Here is a 16,082-nt window from a genome sequence, read left to right as displayed (position 1 = left end):
CGCTTTTGTTTGTTATTTTATTAAATAGTAAATATTAAACTTACTATCTACCACTCATATTTCTTTCAGCTTGCTCGATTAATCTTTTAACCATATATCCACCAACGTAACCATTTTGTCTAGCTGTTAAATTACCCTTATCAGTTGCTTCATAGTTTGTTAAACCTAATTCACTAGCGATCTCTGTTTTCATTTGGTTTAATGCTTGACGTGCTTCTGGAACTACGATTTGGTTTCTACCTGTGTTATTATTAGTTGCCATTATGTCTTCCTCCTTCCTTGAATGTATATTTGTAGTGTGTAACTACAGTACTATTATCTGTATTATGAAAGCTTTTAATCATTGTAATATATAGCATACAACCTAAAATTTAATTATTTTGGAAGGAGTTGGATAAAAAATAGACACTCAATGTGTCTATTTTTTAATATGTTCTTTGAAATTTTCTTAGAATCTGAAAGATCCACCGAATAATAGTATAACCACTACAAATACTAGAATTAAGTTTTCATCAAACTTGCCCCAGAATCCACATCCTTTTCCACCCTGACTTAGTAGTAAAAATAATACTAATATAACTAATATGTTAGATTTGCCTCCAAAAATCCCTCCAAAAAAGTTGCCTAATACATCATTTTTATTAAGTTCACTCATTCTATTCACTCCTTTTCTTATAATGAATCATGTTCTTATTCTATATTATGTAATGCATCAAAAGATGTGATAGTTCCCGAAGGATTTTTTAAAGTTTTGTTTTATTTGTGATTTATATCATTTTAAAAATTTAGCTAGATGGATATGATATAGATAGTAATTAACATTATTCCATTTTAAAGGAGGCAACTTTATGAGTGCTTTTTTAGGCCCTATTCATCATTGGTTATTTAAAAAAATTCAGTTGTTTGAAGAATTAGAGAAGGATATCTTAACTGCTTTATCCAATGAAGCATCTAAGGAACTTATACATCAATTAAGTGATACTATCCAAGAAAAATATGGACATTTTATTCCACAGGAACCACTTGAAAAGTTGATTGATACTGATAATATTCATGGTTGGCTGCAAAGACAAATTTCTATCGTTGAAACAAGGCAAGCAGCTATGATTAAAATTCTGTTAGATAAATTTGGAAAAGAAGCTTTGAAAACCATAGAAAATGTTTATGAAGAACAAGGCAAACAGTTGGGTTTAGAAGCGTTTGAAGAAAAAAAAGTGTCTAATGCAACTTTCCTATACAAAGAATTAAACAATTATTTATTAGAAGGCATGCCCTGCGATAACGCAAATAATGTCATCGATGCACAGGAGGAGAAAGTTCAGTGGCAAATAACCAATTGTTTACATCGACCCTATTGGGAGCATGTGGGCATGGAAGCTGAAACAATGTATCATCTTCGTTTCATCTGGATTAAGGCATTTATAGAACACGCTAATCCTAACTATACTTATATTGTTGATAACACAACTTCTACACAAACTTCTATGCATTATATACAATTAAAATAAACTTTAATTGAGCCAAAGGACACTTACGCTTCTTTGGTTCTTTGATTTTTTGCCTATTTTTACAATGAGAATTACCAAAACTTTTGTTAATAATATAGAAGGAAGAAAACTTTTAAACAAAAACTTATGTGGAGGTATTACACTAATGACAACAATCAATAAACTTCAACAAGCTTTAAATAGTGCAAAAGGTTTACAAGCTGATCTGAAAACTTTCTCTATGGACACAGAAGACCAACAAGCGAAGCAAATGTTCAACCAATTGTCAACAAACTTAGATACTACTATTCAAATGCTTCAAGGTAGGGTAGATTTCGTAAATAGTGAAGAGCCTCAATATTTACAACAATCTTTAGGAATGCAACAACAACAAAAAAATCAGCAACAAGCTCAGCAACAAAATAAAAACAATCAAAATAAACTAAGATAAATATTAAAAGGGAAGATCACTTGATCTTCCCTTTTAATATTTAATTATATGAGATATAGATAAACAACATCAGGACTTAATTTTGATATACTAAAGGCTACATTTGCAGCCCATGGTTTTGGGGAGAAACCGTAGACCGTGTATATCAAAATTAAAGTTTGAACTTGCTTATCTATATAAAGATTTTAAGATAAACCACTGAAAAATATGTTTACACATAGATAAATTTGTTACATAATTAAAGTAATATCTAACAAGGGGGTATCAACTTGGGTTATTCCTTAATTTTTTTTGCATGTTTTTTGTTACAGTTTTTAACAAGCTTCGAAATGAATTTTATTAATGCAATTATTCCCTACCTATCCTCTTACTTTGACATACCAAAAAGCAGTGTTATCTATTTAAACTTCGGTTTTTTTTCTATGGGCTTATTTTTACCTTTTTTCGGTATGATTACTGATAAGATCGGAAAAAAGCGAGGCCTTTTTGTATCAACCTGTTTCTTTATTGTAGGCACTTTTATTAGCGGCATTGCTGCCCATCATTATGTTTTTGCTATAGCCCGAATGATTACTGGTATAGGTTCTTTAACTATAGGAGCCACTGTTATTGCTTATATAAGCGACTTTATACCCTATAGTCAGCGTGGGAGAGCTGCCGGTGTACTACGTATTGCCTTTGCATTTGCAATTCTACTAGCACCAGCTACTTCTTCTTATATCGTAGAAATCTTTAGTTTGAAAGTGCTTTATTGGAGTGTATCCTTAATTGCTGCTATTGTACTACTTATTCTGTTAAAACTTCCTAATGATCAACCTACCTCCATAAGTATGAATGAAAACGTTGATTTTCAGCACTTACTCAACATGCTTAGAGGCAAAACAACACAAAAGTTTGTTCTATCTTCCTTTATGATCATGGCAGCTCCCTTATGCCTTTTTAGCTTTTTTTCCATATGGCTAGATCAAAATTTTGGTTTAGGACAAAGGCAAATAGGCTATGTTTACACTTTAGCAAACTCGGGTGCTATGGTTGGCGTAACAATCGCTACCATTGTTAGTGATAAAATAGGTAAACTCAAAACAGCTAGCATAGGTTTTATTTTAATGGCAATTACCTTATTTCCACTATCCTATATCAATTCTATTTCTATAGTAGTTGTTGTGGTTATGTTAAATGCATTTGGGTTAGATGGTGGGTTTTTAGCCTTCCAAGCTTTGGCCTCTGAGGTCTATCCCACCCAAAGAACCTTATTTATGACTTTGATCTCTTTTTCTCACTCTTTTTGTAATTTAGTCTTTATTCTTCTCTCTCCGATGCTATATAATGTTGGAGGATATAGACTACTTAATTATATAGGTGGTATAGCCTCTCTCATAGTTATCATAACACTATGGGTTATTTCTAAAGAAAAAAATAGTTCAAATTGTTTAGAAAACGCTTTGAACTAAGCTGATATTTCCTGGCAGTATATATGATAAGCCTGCTGTAAACCCTTAAAGGCATTGATCGCTAACTCAATGTCTTCTTTTTGGGGCTCTAAAACCGTTATCCATTGTAATAAGTTCATATATTTATCCCATTTTCTATCCTTAGAAGCAATTTTTTTTGCCATTTGAATAGAAACTAAAAAAAACAGAAGAAAAATTATTAAGGACTCCACGGCAAATAACCATAACACACCATAGAATAACAGCATAATTAAAACTAAGTTGGAACCACATCGTTTATTAAACCTAGAAGAGCTTTTTACTAGAGAATAGTTTATATATCCATATTTTATATAACAATTTATCACTTTGTGTTCTGCACCATGATATTGGAAAAGCCTGATAATTTTTCTTATATTCCATAAAAAGCAAGTCCCTAAGATGATATAAAGCCACCATTTGTCCATAATCGAGTAAGGAATTTTATCCAACACAGATATTTGTAAAATTTCCTCTAGGATTGCAATGGATACTAAGCCAATTGTCAATCCCTTAAACTTAGTACTCATTACTCTCCATTGATAGTAGATTACTAGTAAACTACTAAGAAAAAACTTTCCCTCCAGCTTTCTTAGCCATGCCTTTGGCAAAATCCAGTTTATCTGATACTTTATATCTTCTTTTTCCTTTATGGCTCTAATCTTTAATACGTCACAGAAAAAAGTGATTCCATTACCGTGAGCATATCCACCTATTTTCATTTTCCCTCTCCAATCCAAATTAATCTATATTATCCCCTCAGTCACTAAGGGTTGTTACAATACTCTCAAATGCTTTCGCTTAATATATTTAATTTTCCCTCTATATAGTTTGAAAAATTCCACAAGTCCAGTTAACTATAATTATAGACGAAAAATATATTTTTCAAAAGATTTTTTTATGTTTTTGATTTAACTCACAGTCCAAATACAGATATATGGTTATACTAAATACAGAGATCAAAATTTTTTATCAAAAACATATTTTAACACTATGATACTACACTATCAAAAATACAGTCTTAATTTATACTTAGAGGAGGGAATTTTATGAAGGCAGTGAAAACATTGATGGATGAACATCAAAATATTTTAAGAATGTTAAAGGTAATAAGAAAACTGTGTTTGCAGACCTTTTATACAAAAGAAGTCTACTATCAAGGATACTATGATGCTATTGATTTTATTAGGAACTATGCGGATAAGTTTCATCATGGGAAAGAGGAAGATATTTTATTTGAAAAGATGTCCTCAGAATTAGGCACAGCCATTAAACAGGGGCCTATTTACGGCATGTTGGCAGAGCATGATTTAGGAAGATTATTTATACAAAACTTAGAAAATGCCTTAAAAAAAGCAAAAGAAGGGTCCGAAGAAGCAAAACTAGATATTGTTGCTAATGCTACAGCTTATATGGATCTATTGTATCGTCATATAGATAAAGAAGACACTGCTATCTTCACATTTGCTGAAACCAGTTTTGATGATGCTATGCATCAAGAAATTGATCAACTGTTTGAAGATGCTAAAGAAAGGTTAGATAGTATAGCCACTGAAAAAAAATATATTGCTTTATTAGAGGTTTTAGAGAATTATGTTAACAATTTGTAATAAACAATAAAAAAGTGCTTTTGTCATCCTGAACACTGGTGAAAGATCTTAAAAAGACAGATTCTTCACTGTGTTCAGAATGACAGGTCATGACAGTAACATAGAAATTATACTTTTTCGTCCTCACTAAAAGCGACTTTTTTTTATAACATTATAGACTATTGGTCCATTTTCCACATCGATCTCCCCACATAGCCACTACTTGTCGATCCAGCTCTACTTTAATCACTTCACAATTATTTGAACAGCTGCCACACTCAAAGGTGGAGGGCTTAAAATCTAATTCTGCTGCTTCAAAACCTCTAAAGTTACTTGGGGCTTGTGTTTCTTCAATCTGTTCCTTTGCTAAAATAGCTGAACCCAATGCTCCCATGATATTAAAATGCTTAGGAATAATTACCTCATGGCCTATTTCCTTTTCAAAGGCTGTCTTAATTCCTTTGTTGGCCGCTACTCCTCCTTGAAATACATAAGGAGGCTCTAATTTTTTGCCTCTACCCAAATTATTAATATAGTTCCTTACTAAAGCTTCACAAAGACCTTTTATAATTTCTGACTTCGAGAAACCAAACTGCTGCTTTGCAATCATATCCGACTCTGCAAAAACCGTACATCTTCCAGCAATCCTTACATCTCTTTCTGCCATCAATGCCATATCACCAAACTGTTCTATAGGAATTCCTAGCCTTTCTGCCTGGTGGTCTAAGAAAGAACCTGTTCCAGCTGCACAAACTGTGTTCATGGCAAAATCTATAACCATCTGATTTTCTATAATAATAATTTTGGAATCCTGCCCACCAATTTCAAAAATTGTCTTTACATCAGGCACTACATGGGCTGTAGCAGTAGCATGTGCAGTTATTTCATTTTTCACTACATCTGCCCCCACCATTACTCCCACCAACTGTCGGCCACTGCCAGTTGTCCCAACACCTCGTACTTGAATATTGTTGGGTAGATTTTTTCTTAATTCTATTAACCCCTTTTGTACAGAATCTAGAGGCTGCCCATTTGTTCGAATATATTGACTATGCAAAACTTCATAGTCATTGTCGATAACAACGATGTTTGTACTAACTGATCCTACATCTATTCCTAAATAGACCTCTTGCACCCTATTCATCTCCCTACGATATTTTTTTTCTTCTCTTTCCCTTTATCAGGTCAAGGAATGCTTCAATTCTTGTTAAGTTATTGGCTGTACCAGTTTGTTCATCAATAGATAGTGTTAGCACTGGAATATTTAATTCAGCCGTAATTTTAGGAACAATACTTTGTGAAACCAGTTCTGGCAAACAGCCAAAAGGCATCAGATGAACAACACCATCAAAACCTCTCTCGCTATAGTCCACAATATGCCCTACAGTTTGTTGCGCATGTCCTCCTATTGGAATAGGAATATATTTTTCTCCCTTTTTTAAAATTTCAGTTTCGTGGCTATGGTTTATAAACTCAGGCAAAGCATTGTAGTTAATCCATTGGGAAAGATATTGAGAACGTTCTACCTCTGCCCCTAATGAGCCTAATAATTCTTCAAGCTTCATATTAATAGAGGCTTCCATAACCACATAGATTTCTCCTACAATTCCTATCCTTATTCTATTTTCTTCCCTTACAGGTACCTGCTTTATTTCTTTCAACATCAGTTCCCCTTTTTGGAAAGCATCTTCTATCATCCTTTTACTATAGGCTTGGTCAAAGAGGTGTTGGATTTTTTCCCACACTCTAGTGGTCTCTCCTTTTTTCAATTCATAGGCTCTAATTTGCTGTACTTTTTTCTCTAATATATCTAACTTTTTGATCATATCATAAACCAGTAAAAACGATTTCATAAGTTTATACCAAGAACTTTCTCCCTTCAAGCGTACAAGATTGCGAAAAAACATTTTAGTGTCTCTAAACATAGAATCAAAGACAATAAACTCTGCAGGATAATTTTCCTCTTCTAAAATACGACTGTGTACCCTCTCATAAAATCCAGCTCTACAGGGTCCGTGTCCTCCCGAGGTAATAATCACTTCTGCACCCTTTTCTATCGCCTCTATATAACTACCCATAATGACTTTCAATGGGAAACATGCAAATTCTGGACTATACTTTACACCTAAGTTAATGGTTTTCTGACTAGGTTTTGGAGGCATGATGACTTCATGTCCTAATAATTCTAAAAGCTTTTTGTACACCACTGTCGTTCCCATATAGGGGAAAGATACCTTCATCTTTACGCACCCCTTTGTACTTTTAATTTTTTTCTCTTAAGCATATCTACAAAAGCCTCTATTCTTGTTTGAAGATGATTTTCACCTGAATGTTCATCAACTCTTACTGTCATAAAGGGCTTTTTATAGAGGGAAGAGTCAAGCTCTAATAGTTTTCCTAATAAAGAGTCTGGACCACATCCAAAGGCTGTCACATGGATTAAACCATCTACTTCCTCGTCGTTGTAAAAGTGATACCCTGCTGCTAAAAGTTTATCACTAAAGGTCCAAAATAGAGTTTTTGACATAGATCTCAGCTGGTTTTCTATATCCTTTTCCTCCAGCATCTCAAAAGTCTTAATCCTAACCCCCATCTTCCTTAGCTTTTCTAATATATCCATACTGATAAAAGGGTCATATATATTATATACATAGCCCAATAGGCCTATCGTTACATCCGTTTTTTCTTTGTTTAATAGTTCTATCTGCTGCTTGGGATGATTATCTAGTGCAAGACTACAAGCCTCTAGTATAGAGTAACCCTTCTTACTATATTCTCTAAATTCAAGCCATACTTTTTCTGCTCTCTCTAAGGCCTGTTTATTTTGTCTAGGACTTAGAGAAAGCTTATCTCCGAAAATATTATTTTTAAAGGCAGCAGCTATATTGTCACTTTTTGTATCAACAAAAGGCATGATCAGCTTTTCTTCAATACCTTCTATCGAATGTCGGATCATATCTGGAAGCCCCATAAATTTTGGGCAAAAAAACTGACCTTTTTTTATAGAGACGAATCTTGGTACAAAAATGTAATCAACCTCTTCTTCAAGCAGTGTTATTACATGCCCAATATATACCTTGATAGGTACACAAATTTCTGGTACAGAAGCCTTTACCCCTTGATCAATAATCGCCTTTGTTGTAGGGGAAGTAGTTACTACTTCCAAACCTAATTCTTCAAAATAAGTCTTCCAGAAAGGATAGTAGTAAGCATAAAGCAAACTCTGGGGAATTCCTATTTTCACAGCTTTTACCTCCAGTCATTTTCTATTGATTTACCCTGCTGTTAAAATTTTATCAAAAACTACTTTTAGTAACATCTACTATATTCTATATACTCAAATATACATTTTAAAATATGAAATTATGTCAGTAACCTCTGAAGCTAAGGCCTATAGCTACATCTTACTATTTATATTCCACAAAAAACTTTTTTTTCCTTTCCATACTACTATCAAATTTGAGAAAAATCTTTTCTATAGAATTAGACTTGAAAAAGACTCCAATGAAGCAGGAGTCTCATTTATAACTCTTGAGGTTTCGTGTTATGAAGAACTGCTAAGCTCTTTTTAAGCAGAATAATCGTCTCCCTTTGAAGCTCCATATCTATAAAATTTTCTTCTGCCCATTGTAAACTCTGCTGCAGATGCTGCAGATCTAGTGCCATATATCTTTTAGCCCTTTCCTGAAGCTTTTCAACTTCTTCAATCATGCACTGCTGCAAAGACATTGACTTCTTTTTTCTTCTCCTCAACCACCATTTTAAGGAATGATAAGATACTCCTCCTATCGCTATAGACCGTAGTAAATCAGTCCTTAGCCTTCTTTTATGGGAAGACTTTTTCAATAGAAAAGGATTTTTTTTAAAGCTGTCGCTAAATAAGAAGGTAGTTAAGGGAACCCCAATAGCAGTAGCCATTAAAACTGTCTCTTCTATCCCCTCATAGCTTAAAGGTTTATTTGAGGTATCTTGATAAAGAGCCTTTTCCTCATTAAACCATACCATATGCTCCTCTGTTATATTCAGCAACACCTTAATCTGGTTAAAAAGATCTGTTTCCTCTTGCGCCTCGTAGTAATCACTTTTCATTAAAAGCATCAAATCTCTTATTAAAGAAAACCGAACAATATTTTTTTCTTGTTCATTCAATCCCCTATAGAGATTTTTACATAAATTTTCTAAATTGTTTTCTGATTTATATAGTTGCTTTAGCAGTACTTTTCTTTCTTCCTTTTCTAATTGCATCTTAGCCATAAACCTATAAAGCTCTGCCAACTCCAAAGGATTTATTTTTTCATCTATATTTGCCATAGTAAATAAAACGTTGAAATAGTTATGTTTTATTTCTTGTGGTAATTCCCTTAATTCTCTTACTTTTTCCTTCATAATTCTTCACCTTCATTTTTTATAATAATCTTAGGTATCCATTTTATTTAATATTCTCCAAAATCTTCTAAATTCCTTTATTTTTTATCTTCTTTAATATGAAAGTCCTCATTTATAGCATTTTTATTATTTACTTACTTATATTCATTGTATTTTTCTATACTTGTTTATATTTTAACACTTATTCTTTTTCATGTGCTATAATAATCCTATAAGGGGAAACTATATAGATAATATAAAAGATATGGGGTAGATGATAAATGATAGATAAAAAAGAAATACAAAAAAGACGAATTATGAGTTATTTTATTGAAGCAACCAATAAAGTTATAGAAGAGGAAGGCATAGAAGCTATTACGGTTAGAAAAGTAGCGGATCTAGCAGGGTACAACAGTGCTACAATGTATAATTACTTTGAAAATCTAGATCATCTGATTTTCTTCGCTTCTATGAAGTATTTAAAGGAATATGCTATTGAATTGCCGGAATATATAAAGGGCGCTGAGGATTCTCTGGATAAGTACCTACGAATTTGGAAATGTTTTTGTACCCACTCCTACAATAATCCTAAAATCTATCAACTGATCTTTTTCGAAAAGTTTTGTGATTCTTTAAGGGATTCAATCAAGGAGTATTACAATATTTTTCCAGAGGAACTGGGAGAACAGCCGGAAGAACTTCTTCCTATGCTGCTAAAGCAAAATATCCCTGAAAGAAACTTGCCCTTACTAAAAACTTGTGCTAAGGATGGTTTCCTTCAAGATGAGTACTTAGACGAGGTGAATGAAATGACTTTAGTTATTTACCAAGGTATGTTTACTAGAGTTCTTAAAAACCAAGTAGATTATAGTATTGATGTGGCGGTAGATAAGACGCTTCTGTATATCAAAAAAACAATCGAAGCCTACGGCGGAGCTTTAAATAAGTGCAACAAAACAAGCATCCTGATTTAGCCAGGATGCTTGTTTTTTAATCAAACTTTTCATCACTTTTCAATGCCTTCATTAAAGAAACCATGGAAAGAATCATTACAATAACAAAGGGGAATGCTGCTGCGATAGAACCTATCTGTAGTGTAGTAAGACCACCAGCCAGCAGTAAAGATACCGCCAATAAAGACTGTACTAATCCCCATATAATCTTCTTTGAATTGCTTGGATTTAAATCTCCATTTGAAGACATCATGCCTAATACAAAGGTTGCTGAATTTGCTGATGTAATAAAGAAGGTACATAGCAAGAATACTGCAACAAGAGAAATAATACTGCCTAATGGGTAGTGTTTCATTACTACAAATAGTGCTGTCTCTGTAGTTTGTATTGCTTCTGATGCTACATCCATTCCTAAGTTCATTCCTAGCGTTCCAAAGGTAGCAAACCATACAAAGGATGCTAAAGATGGTGCTACGATTACACCTATAACAAACTCTCTAATCGTTCTTCCTTTTGAAATACGAGCTATAAATGTACCTACGAAGGGTGCCCAGGCAATCCACCAAGCCCAGTAGAATACTGTCCAACCTCCAGTCCAGCTGTTGTCTCCGAAGGCTTCAATACGAAAACTGTCTCGAATAAAATCTGTGATATATAGTCCTGTTCCATTAAGGAATATGTTAATCATTTTAACGGTAGGCCCTACAATAATAGATAGCCCTAGTATGGCAATAGCTGCAATAAGATTAATGTCTGATAAAAGTTTAATTCCTTTTTCAATTCCTGTTACCGCCGTCCATATATAGACAAATGTTACGACAGCAATAATAATGACATTTACTAAAGTAGTGTTGGGTATACCAAATAAGAAGTTTAATCCACCATTAATTTGCAGTGTTCCTAAGCCCAGTGAAGTAGCCACCCCTGCAATGGTTGCAAATATCGCTAAAATATCTATCGTTTTCCCTATTGGCCCATTGATTCTTTCCTCTCCTAATAGTGGAATAAATACACTACTAATTAAACCTGGCTTGTTTTTTCTAAATTGAAAATAAGCGAGTGCTAGTCCAAAGATACTGTAGTTGGCCCATGGATGAAAGCCCCAGTGTAGGAAAGAAGTCTTCATGGAAAAGTTTGCTGCTTCAGCTGTTCCTCCTGTTAGACCAAAAGGTGGGTTCACAAAGTGGTTTAATGGCTCTGCTACTCCCCAGAATACCAGTCCGATCCCCATACCTGCTCCAAATAACATAGCAAACCACGAGGTATTGCTGTATTCTGGCACGGAATCATCTGGACCTAGTTTGATCTTTCCATACTTACTGAAGGCTAAAAATCCAGCAAAGGCTACAAATGATAGCATTGATAACAAGTACATCCAGCTAAAGCTTCCAACAACAAATTCATAAAATCCATTTGCTGTGCTTTCAAAGTTTTCTGGGGAAAATATTCCCCAGAAAACGATGGCAAACACAACCACCAGCGAGATATGAAACACCGTATTATTTTTTTTCATTTCTTGCATATGGTTAGCTCCTTTTATCATAGAGTGTATTCAGTTTTTTTAGTTTTTTTAGATTTTCACTTTAAATACTGTTTGTTCTTGAATATCGGTTTCTAGTGATTCTAAAGCAACCCCTACTCTATGATAACGTAGTTTCCATTGCTCTTCTTTTGTTGTTTCTGGATGACCCAAAGGATATGGAATAGAAATGGTTGGTACCATTCTATTGGCTCCAACAGTTTTAGCAACTGGAATTAGATTTGCCATTTGTACAATGGTGATACCTGCTTTTTCAATTTCTTTTACCATCGTTGCACCGCAACGTGTACAGGTACCTCATGTGGAGGTCATGATAACAGCATCCACACCAGCTGCTCTAAGATCCTCTACAATTTCTCTACCCATTCTTGCTGCTTCTCCCTGAGTTGTTCCTGTTCCAACGGTTGTATAGAAATAGTTATGAACAGAACCAATTTTTCCTTCTTTTTCATAAGCTCTTAATGCATCTAGTGGAACGATTACATTAGGGTCTGCATCCGCTGCTGCTGGGTCGAATCCTGCATGGATGGTTTTAAATACTCCTGCTTCTAATCTTTCCATACCAGTTACATCGTATTTACCCCATCTTGTAGCTGAAGCTGACTGGATTCTATCAGGATTTTCTACCGGTACAATTCCACCAGTTGTCGCTATAGCAATTTTAGCATTTTTTAAGTCTTTAATAGATTCTGCAATAGCTACTAAGTCAGATGGAGGAATTGGAAGCTCTGTTTGGAAAGGTTCCCCATTAATCTTTTTAAGTAACATGTCTATAACTCTTTCAGTAGCTGGCACTGCAGGGTTTAACCATTTTTGATGTCTTTCCCCTCTGCCATAATACCCTTCTTCTTCAGCAGATAAAAGTTCTTCTCCTGTTAAGATCTTCTTGCCAAAATCCGCCATTGCTTTTACATCTTTTCTCATGGCTGCCGCACTGGCACCACCTTTGAAGATATACATTTCCTTTTTAAACATCTCGACGCCAGGGTTTTCATCATTCATAGAACTAACTACTGGTACGCCAAATTTTTCCTTAACAGCTTTAGAAATATGTCCGCATGCACTTCCATATCTTCCTGCTCTAAAGGCTGGCCCTGAAAAGAAGATGTCGAATTCCTTATCCGCTAAAAATCCTAATATGGCTTCAACTGCCTCTTCTTGTCTAGAACCCATAAAGTTGTCTCCACAAATAATGGTATGGGTTATTTCTGCAATATCACCTAATTGTTTGTCTAACTCCATTGCAGGTCCTACTAATCCTTCTCTTATTTCAGGAGCATGATCTGCTAGTTCTTCCCCACCAATTTGTCCAAAGAATTGATTTAAATATAAGATTGCCTTCTTTTTCATTTTTAGCACCTCCTTAATATTCTACCATTGTTTTTGTAGACCATCCTGCCACACGGTCCCCACAGAACATTGCATTGTTTTCCATAATAATTGATCCATCTTCTCTAACAGATGATCCTAAGATTTCATCATCTGACCATCCTCCAGACAAACCATCTCTAGCTAATGCTTGTAGCTCACCAATAACAGTTTCCATAGGCGGTAACTCTATTAATTCAGAAACATTTCCACAAGAAACAATAGCATTGGCTTTTTCGTCTAAAGTCACCAGTGGTTGGGAAGCCCCATCTCTACCAGTACATTCATTTGTAAGTCCTATCGTCTTCACACCTGCATTTTCTAATGCCACGATGCATGCAATAAAGTCTGCATCTGGATTACCATAACCTTCTTCTGCTACAACAGCTGCATCAGCACCTAAGGATTTTGCCATTTGTGCTACAAACTGTGCTGCTCTTTCTTTTTGTTCTAAAGCAACATTTAAGTTAGACATAATCACACCTAAGAAGTTAATGGTTTTTCCATGTTCTTGATATAAACGCTTAATCATTGGATAATTTTGAAAATCATAAGTAGACCATTTTGAAGAGCAAGGCATAAAAGATCCTGAAATCATAGCACCGTCTAATACTTCGTTAGGATGCATAAAAGTTGGTACCATGTGGTTGCAGTCCCAGCCATATACCAAGTCATTGTAGCCCATTTCCTCCATTTGAGACTGAGGTTGTAGTACTAATGCAACACTTGGTAAAGCCTGTACTTCTTCAGAACGCTTTGTGATTGGTGCTAATTCATAGGTTTCCACTTCTTCCGGTTGCAATTCAGCAACACAGCTGCCTATATATTCTGCTAATCTCATCCCTGCCCATCTTAAAGCACGGTTTTTCTTCTGTTGTTCACGTTTTTCGAAATCTTCGTCAGTATCAGCTACAAGACAGATGTTTTGTAATTGAGAAAAAAGTGTATATTTTGCTCCTTCTCCACTCATATCAATTAACCCATCTTGGAATCCACCCCAATGCTTTCCTACTACCAATACACTGCAATTTTTCAAAGCAAGGGTTTGTCCATCTCCTGATTGCATTAAGTCTCCTGTTACTCCAGGAAATACTGGACCTCCACCTACTCTGTGTCTTGGCTCAATAGCTTCCTTTACTGGTACGATTCTTACTTTGTCTCCAGGCTTTGTAATGATGATATCTGCTTCTGTAATATGCTCATCTTCTCTAACAACTGCTAATGCCTCTTCCTTATTAATAGTCAGTGTTCCATTAGCATAAGCTGTTTTTTCACCAAAGATAACATCTTTTACATAGAAATTTCCAATCTCTAATTTCATAAATTTACACACTCCCTTCAATTTATTATATATTGTTTTAAAAAACTTGTATTTTTATGTGGCTAGTCATAACATCGAAAACGTTTTTCTTTGTTAATTTACTAACTAAAGTCATTATATCATCAATTGGTCTATTTTACAATCATGTTTATTTTATAATTGAATTTATTTTTCGGTGTTTTTTTCAACGCTTTATGAAGATTTTTAAGTAACCCCCACAACTTTTCGTGTTCAAGCTAAACACCAAGAACTCCTATAAATCTTCCATCTCATCTTGCTCAAAACTCTTACGGAAGTAAATACAAAACATCATACCGCTTGGTAAGTATGATGTTTTGCTAAAATTAACAGTCGCTTTTTTCCTTTGCCACAAAGCCCGTTTCCTGAAGCAGTGCTATTGCATCATTTACCTTTGCTTCATTTACCATTAAGATGGGTCCTGTACAGCCCATACCGCTTTCTGCATAAATCCCTTTTTTCCATAGGGCCTTTACTGCGTCTTCTAGGTCCATAATATCAATTCCTGATATGGAACCTGTTACGACTTCTTTTGGTGGTGCTGTTACTTCTTCCTCTGTTTCTTTTGCTTTTTTGTTGTCTTTTGTTAGGCTTTTTAATATTTCATCTAGCTTTGCCTTCTTGGCTGCTTGGAATTCTTCTTTGGCTACTTCTTTTAGGTTGCCCTTTACTAGTTCTGCTGCATATTGAAGGGCATTGGCGACTACTGGTACGCCGGAGGCTCTTGATAGGATCAGGATGGTTCTTTCTTGTCCTTCTCCTATTCCTGGACCATAACCATAGCCGATGGATTCGTAGTCTCCTCCTGTTGTAAAGGCGGAGAATACTTTCATTAATACGTTACCGCTTAGGGTGTCTTGTACCATGATGTCTGGTGTTCCTGCTAATAGGTCGTTACCTCTCATGATACAGCCTCCGTCACTTCGCATGGATTCTGTCAGGTTGATGGCATAACCGTTGGATTTTAGTTCTTTTAGGGCTTTTTCTACTTGTCTTGCTCCGTCTACGTTTAGAATCCCTACGGTTGGGTTTTTAATGCCGTTTGCCTTTGCTGCTATGATGCCGTAAAGGGCATTTTTTACCATGGCTTCTGTTCTATGGGGTGAGGATGTACCGGTGGTGGTGGCGATAAACATTTCTTTGCCTTTTCCGGGTGTAATCACCTTGCCTACTGTGGATACGCCTATAGGGAAGTTGTAGTGCATGGTTACGCAGCCGTCTATTTCGCCACTGTCCAGTAGTTCTTCCATTTTTTTGTGGGCTTCTTCTTCTGTGTTGGCTTCGTATTGTACTAGATGGCTTTCTACTTTAGGGCCTATTAAAACTATTTGATAGCCTGTTGAGGATTTTGCTGCCATTTGGGCTGCTTTTACTAGGTTTTCTACCCCATGTTCACTGCCTAAAGTGGTTAAGCCTACTCTGATTTTTTTTCCAAATTCGCCGGTTTCTATGGCATCGGCTATATTGTTGAATACTTTGCCGATCATTTGTTTTACTGCTTTGTTTTCTGACATTGTATTC

The 16,082-nt window shown here is 35.1% G+C and carries 16 protein-coding genes; 5 read left to right on the top strand and 11 right to left on the bottom strand.

Annotation, left to right across the window (positions count from 1 at the left end; translation table 11 throughout):
• Nucleotides 1-43: 43 nt before the first annotated feature.
• Together CACET_RS03665 and CACET_RS03660 are read right to left on the bottom strand one after the other, a co-directional pair.
• On the bottom strand, nt 44-262 hold the full coding sequence (locus CACET_RS03665; RefSeq protein ID WP_044825749.1) for an alpha/beta-type small acid-soluble spore protein: 219 nt from the start codon (nt 260-262) through the stop codon (nt 44-46).
• 186 nt (nt 263-448) lie between these two features.
• Entirely contained in the window at nt 449-655 is a 207-nt protein-coding gene (locus tag CACET_RS03660; RefSeq protein WP_044825748.1) for a hypothetical protein, read from the bottom strand.
• Between the two features lie 193 nt (nt 656-848).
• On the opposite strand from CACET_RS03660, the gene CACET_RS03655 reads away from it, so the two are divergent.
• The 3 genes from CACET_RS03655 (at nt 849) to CACET_RS03645 (ending at nt 3,389) form a co-directional block, all read left to right on the top strand.
• Nucleotides 849-1,508, top strand: coding sequence for a hypothetical protein (locus CACET_RS03655; RefSeq protein ID WP_044825747.1), 660 nt, complete (start codon nt 849-851; stop codon nt 1,506-1,508).
• A 64-nt stretch (nt 1,509-1,572) separates the two neighbouring features.
• On the top strand, nt 1,573-1,938 hold the full coding sequence (locus tag CACET_RS03650) for a DUF1657 domain-containing protein (RefSeq protein ID WP_341411755.1): 366 nt from the start codon (nt 1,573-1,575) through the stop codon (nt 1,936-1,938).
• Between the two features lie 269 nt (nt 1,939-2,207).
• On the top strand, nt 2,208-3,389 hold the full coding sequence (locus CACET_RS03645) for an MFS transporter (protein WP_044825745.1): 1,182 nt from the start codon (nt 2,208-2,210) through the stop codon (nt 3,387-3,389).
• Here the strand turns inward: CACET_RS03645 and CACET_RS03640 are convergent.
• Nucleotides 3,386-4,129: a DUF1385 domain-containing protein gene (locus CACET_RS03640; protein ID WP_044825744.1), complete on the bottom strand. Its 744-nt coding sequence runs from the start codon at nt 4,127-4,129 to the stop codon at nt 3,386-3,388. The genes CACET_RS03645 and CACET_RS03640 overlap by 4 nt on opposite strands.
• A 327-nt stretch (nt 4,130-4,456) precedes the next feature.
• On the opposite strand from CACET_RS03640, the gene CACET_RS03635 reads away from it, so the two are divergent.
• Entirely contained in the window at nt 4,457-5,017 is a 561-nt protein-coding gene (locus tag CACET_RS03635; protein WP_044825743.1) for a hemerythrin domain-containing protein, read from the top strand.
• Between the two features lie 151 nt (nt 5,018-5,168).
• Here the strand turns inward: CACET_RS03635 and CACET_RS03630 are convergent, their stop codons facing one another.
• The 4 genes from CACET_RS03630 to CACET_RS03615 form a co-directional block, all read right to left on the bottom strand.
• The gene (locus CACET_RS03630) at nt 5,169-6,131 is read right to left on the bottom strand and encodes an acyl-CoA dehydratase activase (protein ID WP_044825742.1); all 963 of its coding nucleotides are present in this window, start codon (nt 6,129-6,131) and stop codon (nt 5,169-5,171) included.
• 13 nt (nt 6,132-6,144) lie between these two features.
• Nucleotides 6,145-7,236 (bottom strand): acyl-CoA dehydratase activase-related protein, encoded by a 1,092-nt coding sequence (locus tag CACET_RS03625; RefSeq protein WP_044825741.1) that lies wholly within the window; start codon nt 7,234-7,236, stop codon nt 6,145-6,147.
• Nucleotides 7,237-7,238: 2 nt separating this feature from the next.
• On the bottom strand, nt 7,239-8,240 hold the full coding sequence (locus tag CACET_RS03620; RefSeq protein ID WP_044825740.1) for an acyl-CoA dehydratase activase-related protein: 1,002 nt from the start codon (nt 8,238-8,240) through the stop codon (nt 7,239-7,241).
• A gap of 278 nt (nt 8,241-8,518) precedes the next feature.
• Nucleotides 8,519-9,382 (bottom strand): hypothetical protein, encoded by an 864-nt coding sequence (locus CACET_RS03615; protein WP_044825739.1) that lies wholly within the window; start codon nt 9,380-9,382, stop codon nt 8,519-8,521.
• Between the two features lie 260 nt (nt 9,383-9,642).
• Between CACET_RS03615 and CACET_RS03610 the strand changes: the two genes are divergently transcribed.
• Nucleotides 9,643-10,335 carry a TetR/AcrR family transcriptional regulator gene (locus CACET_RS03610; protein WP_242846949.1) on the top strand — a complete coding sequence of 231 codons (693 nt, stop codon included), beginning with the start codon at nt 9,643-9,645 and terminating at the stop codon, nt 10,333-10,335.
• Between the two features lie 16 nt (nt 10,336-10,351).
• Here CACET_RS03610 and CACET_RS03605 read toward each other — a convergent pair whose 3' ends face one another.
• The 4 genes from CACET_RS03605 to grdD form a co-directional block, all read right to left on the bottom strand.
• Nucleotides 10,352-11,836 (bottom strand): glycine betaine uptake BCCT transporter, encoded by a 1,485-nt coding sequence (locus CACET_RS03605; protein WP_341411749.1) that lies wholly within the window; start codon nt 11,834-11,836, stop codon nt 10,352-10,354.
• A gap of 48 nt (nt 11,837-11,884) precedes the next feature.
• A complete protein-coding gene (grdH, locus tag CACET_RS03595) occupies nt 11,885-13,204 on the bottom strand; it encodes a betaine reductase selenoprotein B (RefSeq protein ID WP_082058274.1) in 1,320 nt (439 codons plus the stop codon).
• 13 nt (nt 13,205-13,217) lie between these two features.
• Nucleotides 13,218-14,543: a glycine/sarcosine/betaine reductase component B subunit gene (locus CACET_RS03590; protein ID WP_044825736.1), complete on the bottom strand. Its 1,326-nt coding sequence runs from the start codon at nt 14,541-14,543 to the stop codon at nt 13,218-13,220.
• Nucleotides 14,544-14,887: 344 nt separating this feature from the next.
• The gene (grdD, locus tag CACET_RS03585) at nt 14,888-16,075 is read right to left on the bottom strand and encodes a glycine/sarcosine/betaine reductase complex component C subunit alpha (RefSeq protein WP_048407525.1); all 1,188 of its coding nucleotides are present in this window, start codon (nt 16,073-16,075) and stop codon (nt 14,888-14,890) included.
• Nucleotides 16,076-16,082 lie beyond the last annotated feature (7 nt).

The organism is Clostridium aceticum, from assembly GCF_001042715.1.
Classification (GTDB): Bacteria; Bacillota; Clostridia; order Peptostreptococcales; family Natronincolaceae; genus Andreesenella; species Andreesenella acetica.
This window is presented reverse-complemented; position numbering and strand designations above follow the sequence as displayed.

Excerpts from the sequence above, each read along its gene's own strand:
- grdD (WP_048407525.1), bottom strand. The coding sequence starts at position 16,075 with ATGTCAGAAAACAAAGCAGTAAAACAAATGATCGGCAAAGTATTCAAC.
- CACET_RS03655 (WP_044825747.1), top strand. The coding sequence starts at position 849 with ATGAGTGCTTTTTTAGGCCCTATTCATCATTGGTTATTTAAAAAAATT.
- CACET_RS03635 (WP_044825743.1), top strand. The coding sequence starts at position 4,457 with ATGAAGGCAGTGAAAACATTGATGGATGAACATCAAAATATTTTAAGA.
- CACET_RS03590 (WP_044825736.1), bottom strand. The coding sequence starts at position 14,543 with ATGAAATTAGAGATTGGAAATTTCTATGTAAAAGATGTTATCTTTGGT.
- CACET_RS03665 (WP_044825749.1), bottom strand. The coding sequence starts at position 262 with ATGGCAACTAATAATAACACAGGTAGAAACCAAATCGTAGTTCCAGAA.
- CACET_RS03640 (WP_044825744.1), bottom strand. The coding sequence starts at position 4,129 with ATGAAAATAGGTGGATATGCTCACGGTAATGGAATCACTTTTTTCTGT.
- CACET_RS03615 (WP_044825739.1), bottom strand. The coding sequence starts at position 9,382 with ATGAAGGAAAAAGTAAGAGAATTAAGGGAATTACCACAAGAAATAAAA.
- CACET_RS03650 (WP_341411755.1), top strand. The coding sequence starts at position 1,573 with ATGAGAATTACCAAAACTTTTGTTAATAATATAGAAGGAAGAAAACTT.
- CACET_RS03625 (WP_044825741.1), bottom strand. The coding sequence starts at position 7,236 with ATGAAGGTATCTTTCCCCTATATGGGAACGACAGTGGTGTACAAAAAG.
- CACET_RS03610 (WP_242846949.1), top strand. The coding sequence starts at position 9,643 with ATGATAGATAAAAAAGAAATACAAAAAAGACGAATTATGAGTTATTTT.
- CACET_RS03605 (WP_341411749.1), bottom strand. The coding sequence starts at position 11,836 with ATGCAAGAAATGAAAAAAAATAATACGGTGTTTCATATCTCGCTGGTG.
- CACET_RS03660 (WP_044825748.1), bottom strand. The coding sequence starts at position 655 with ATGAGTGAACTTAATAAAAATGATGTATTAGGCAACTTTTTTGGAGGG.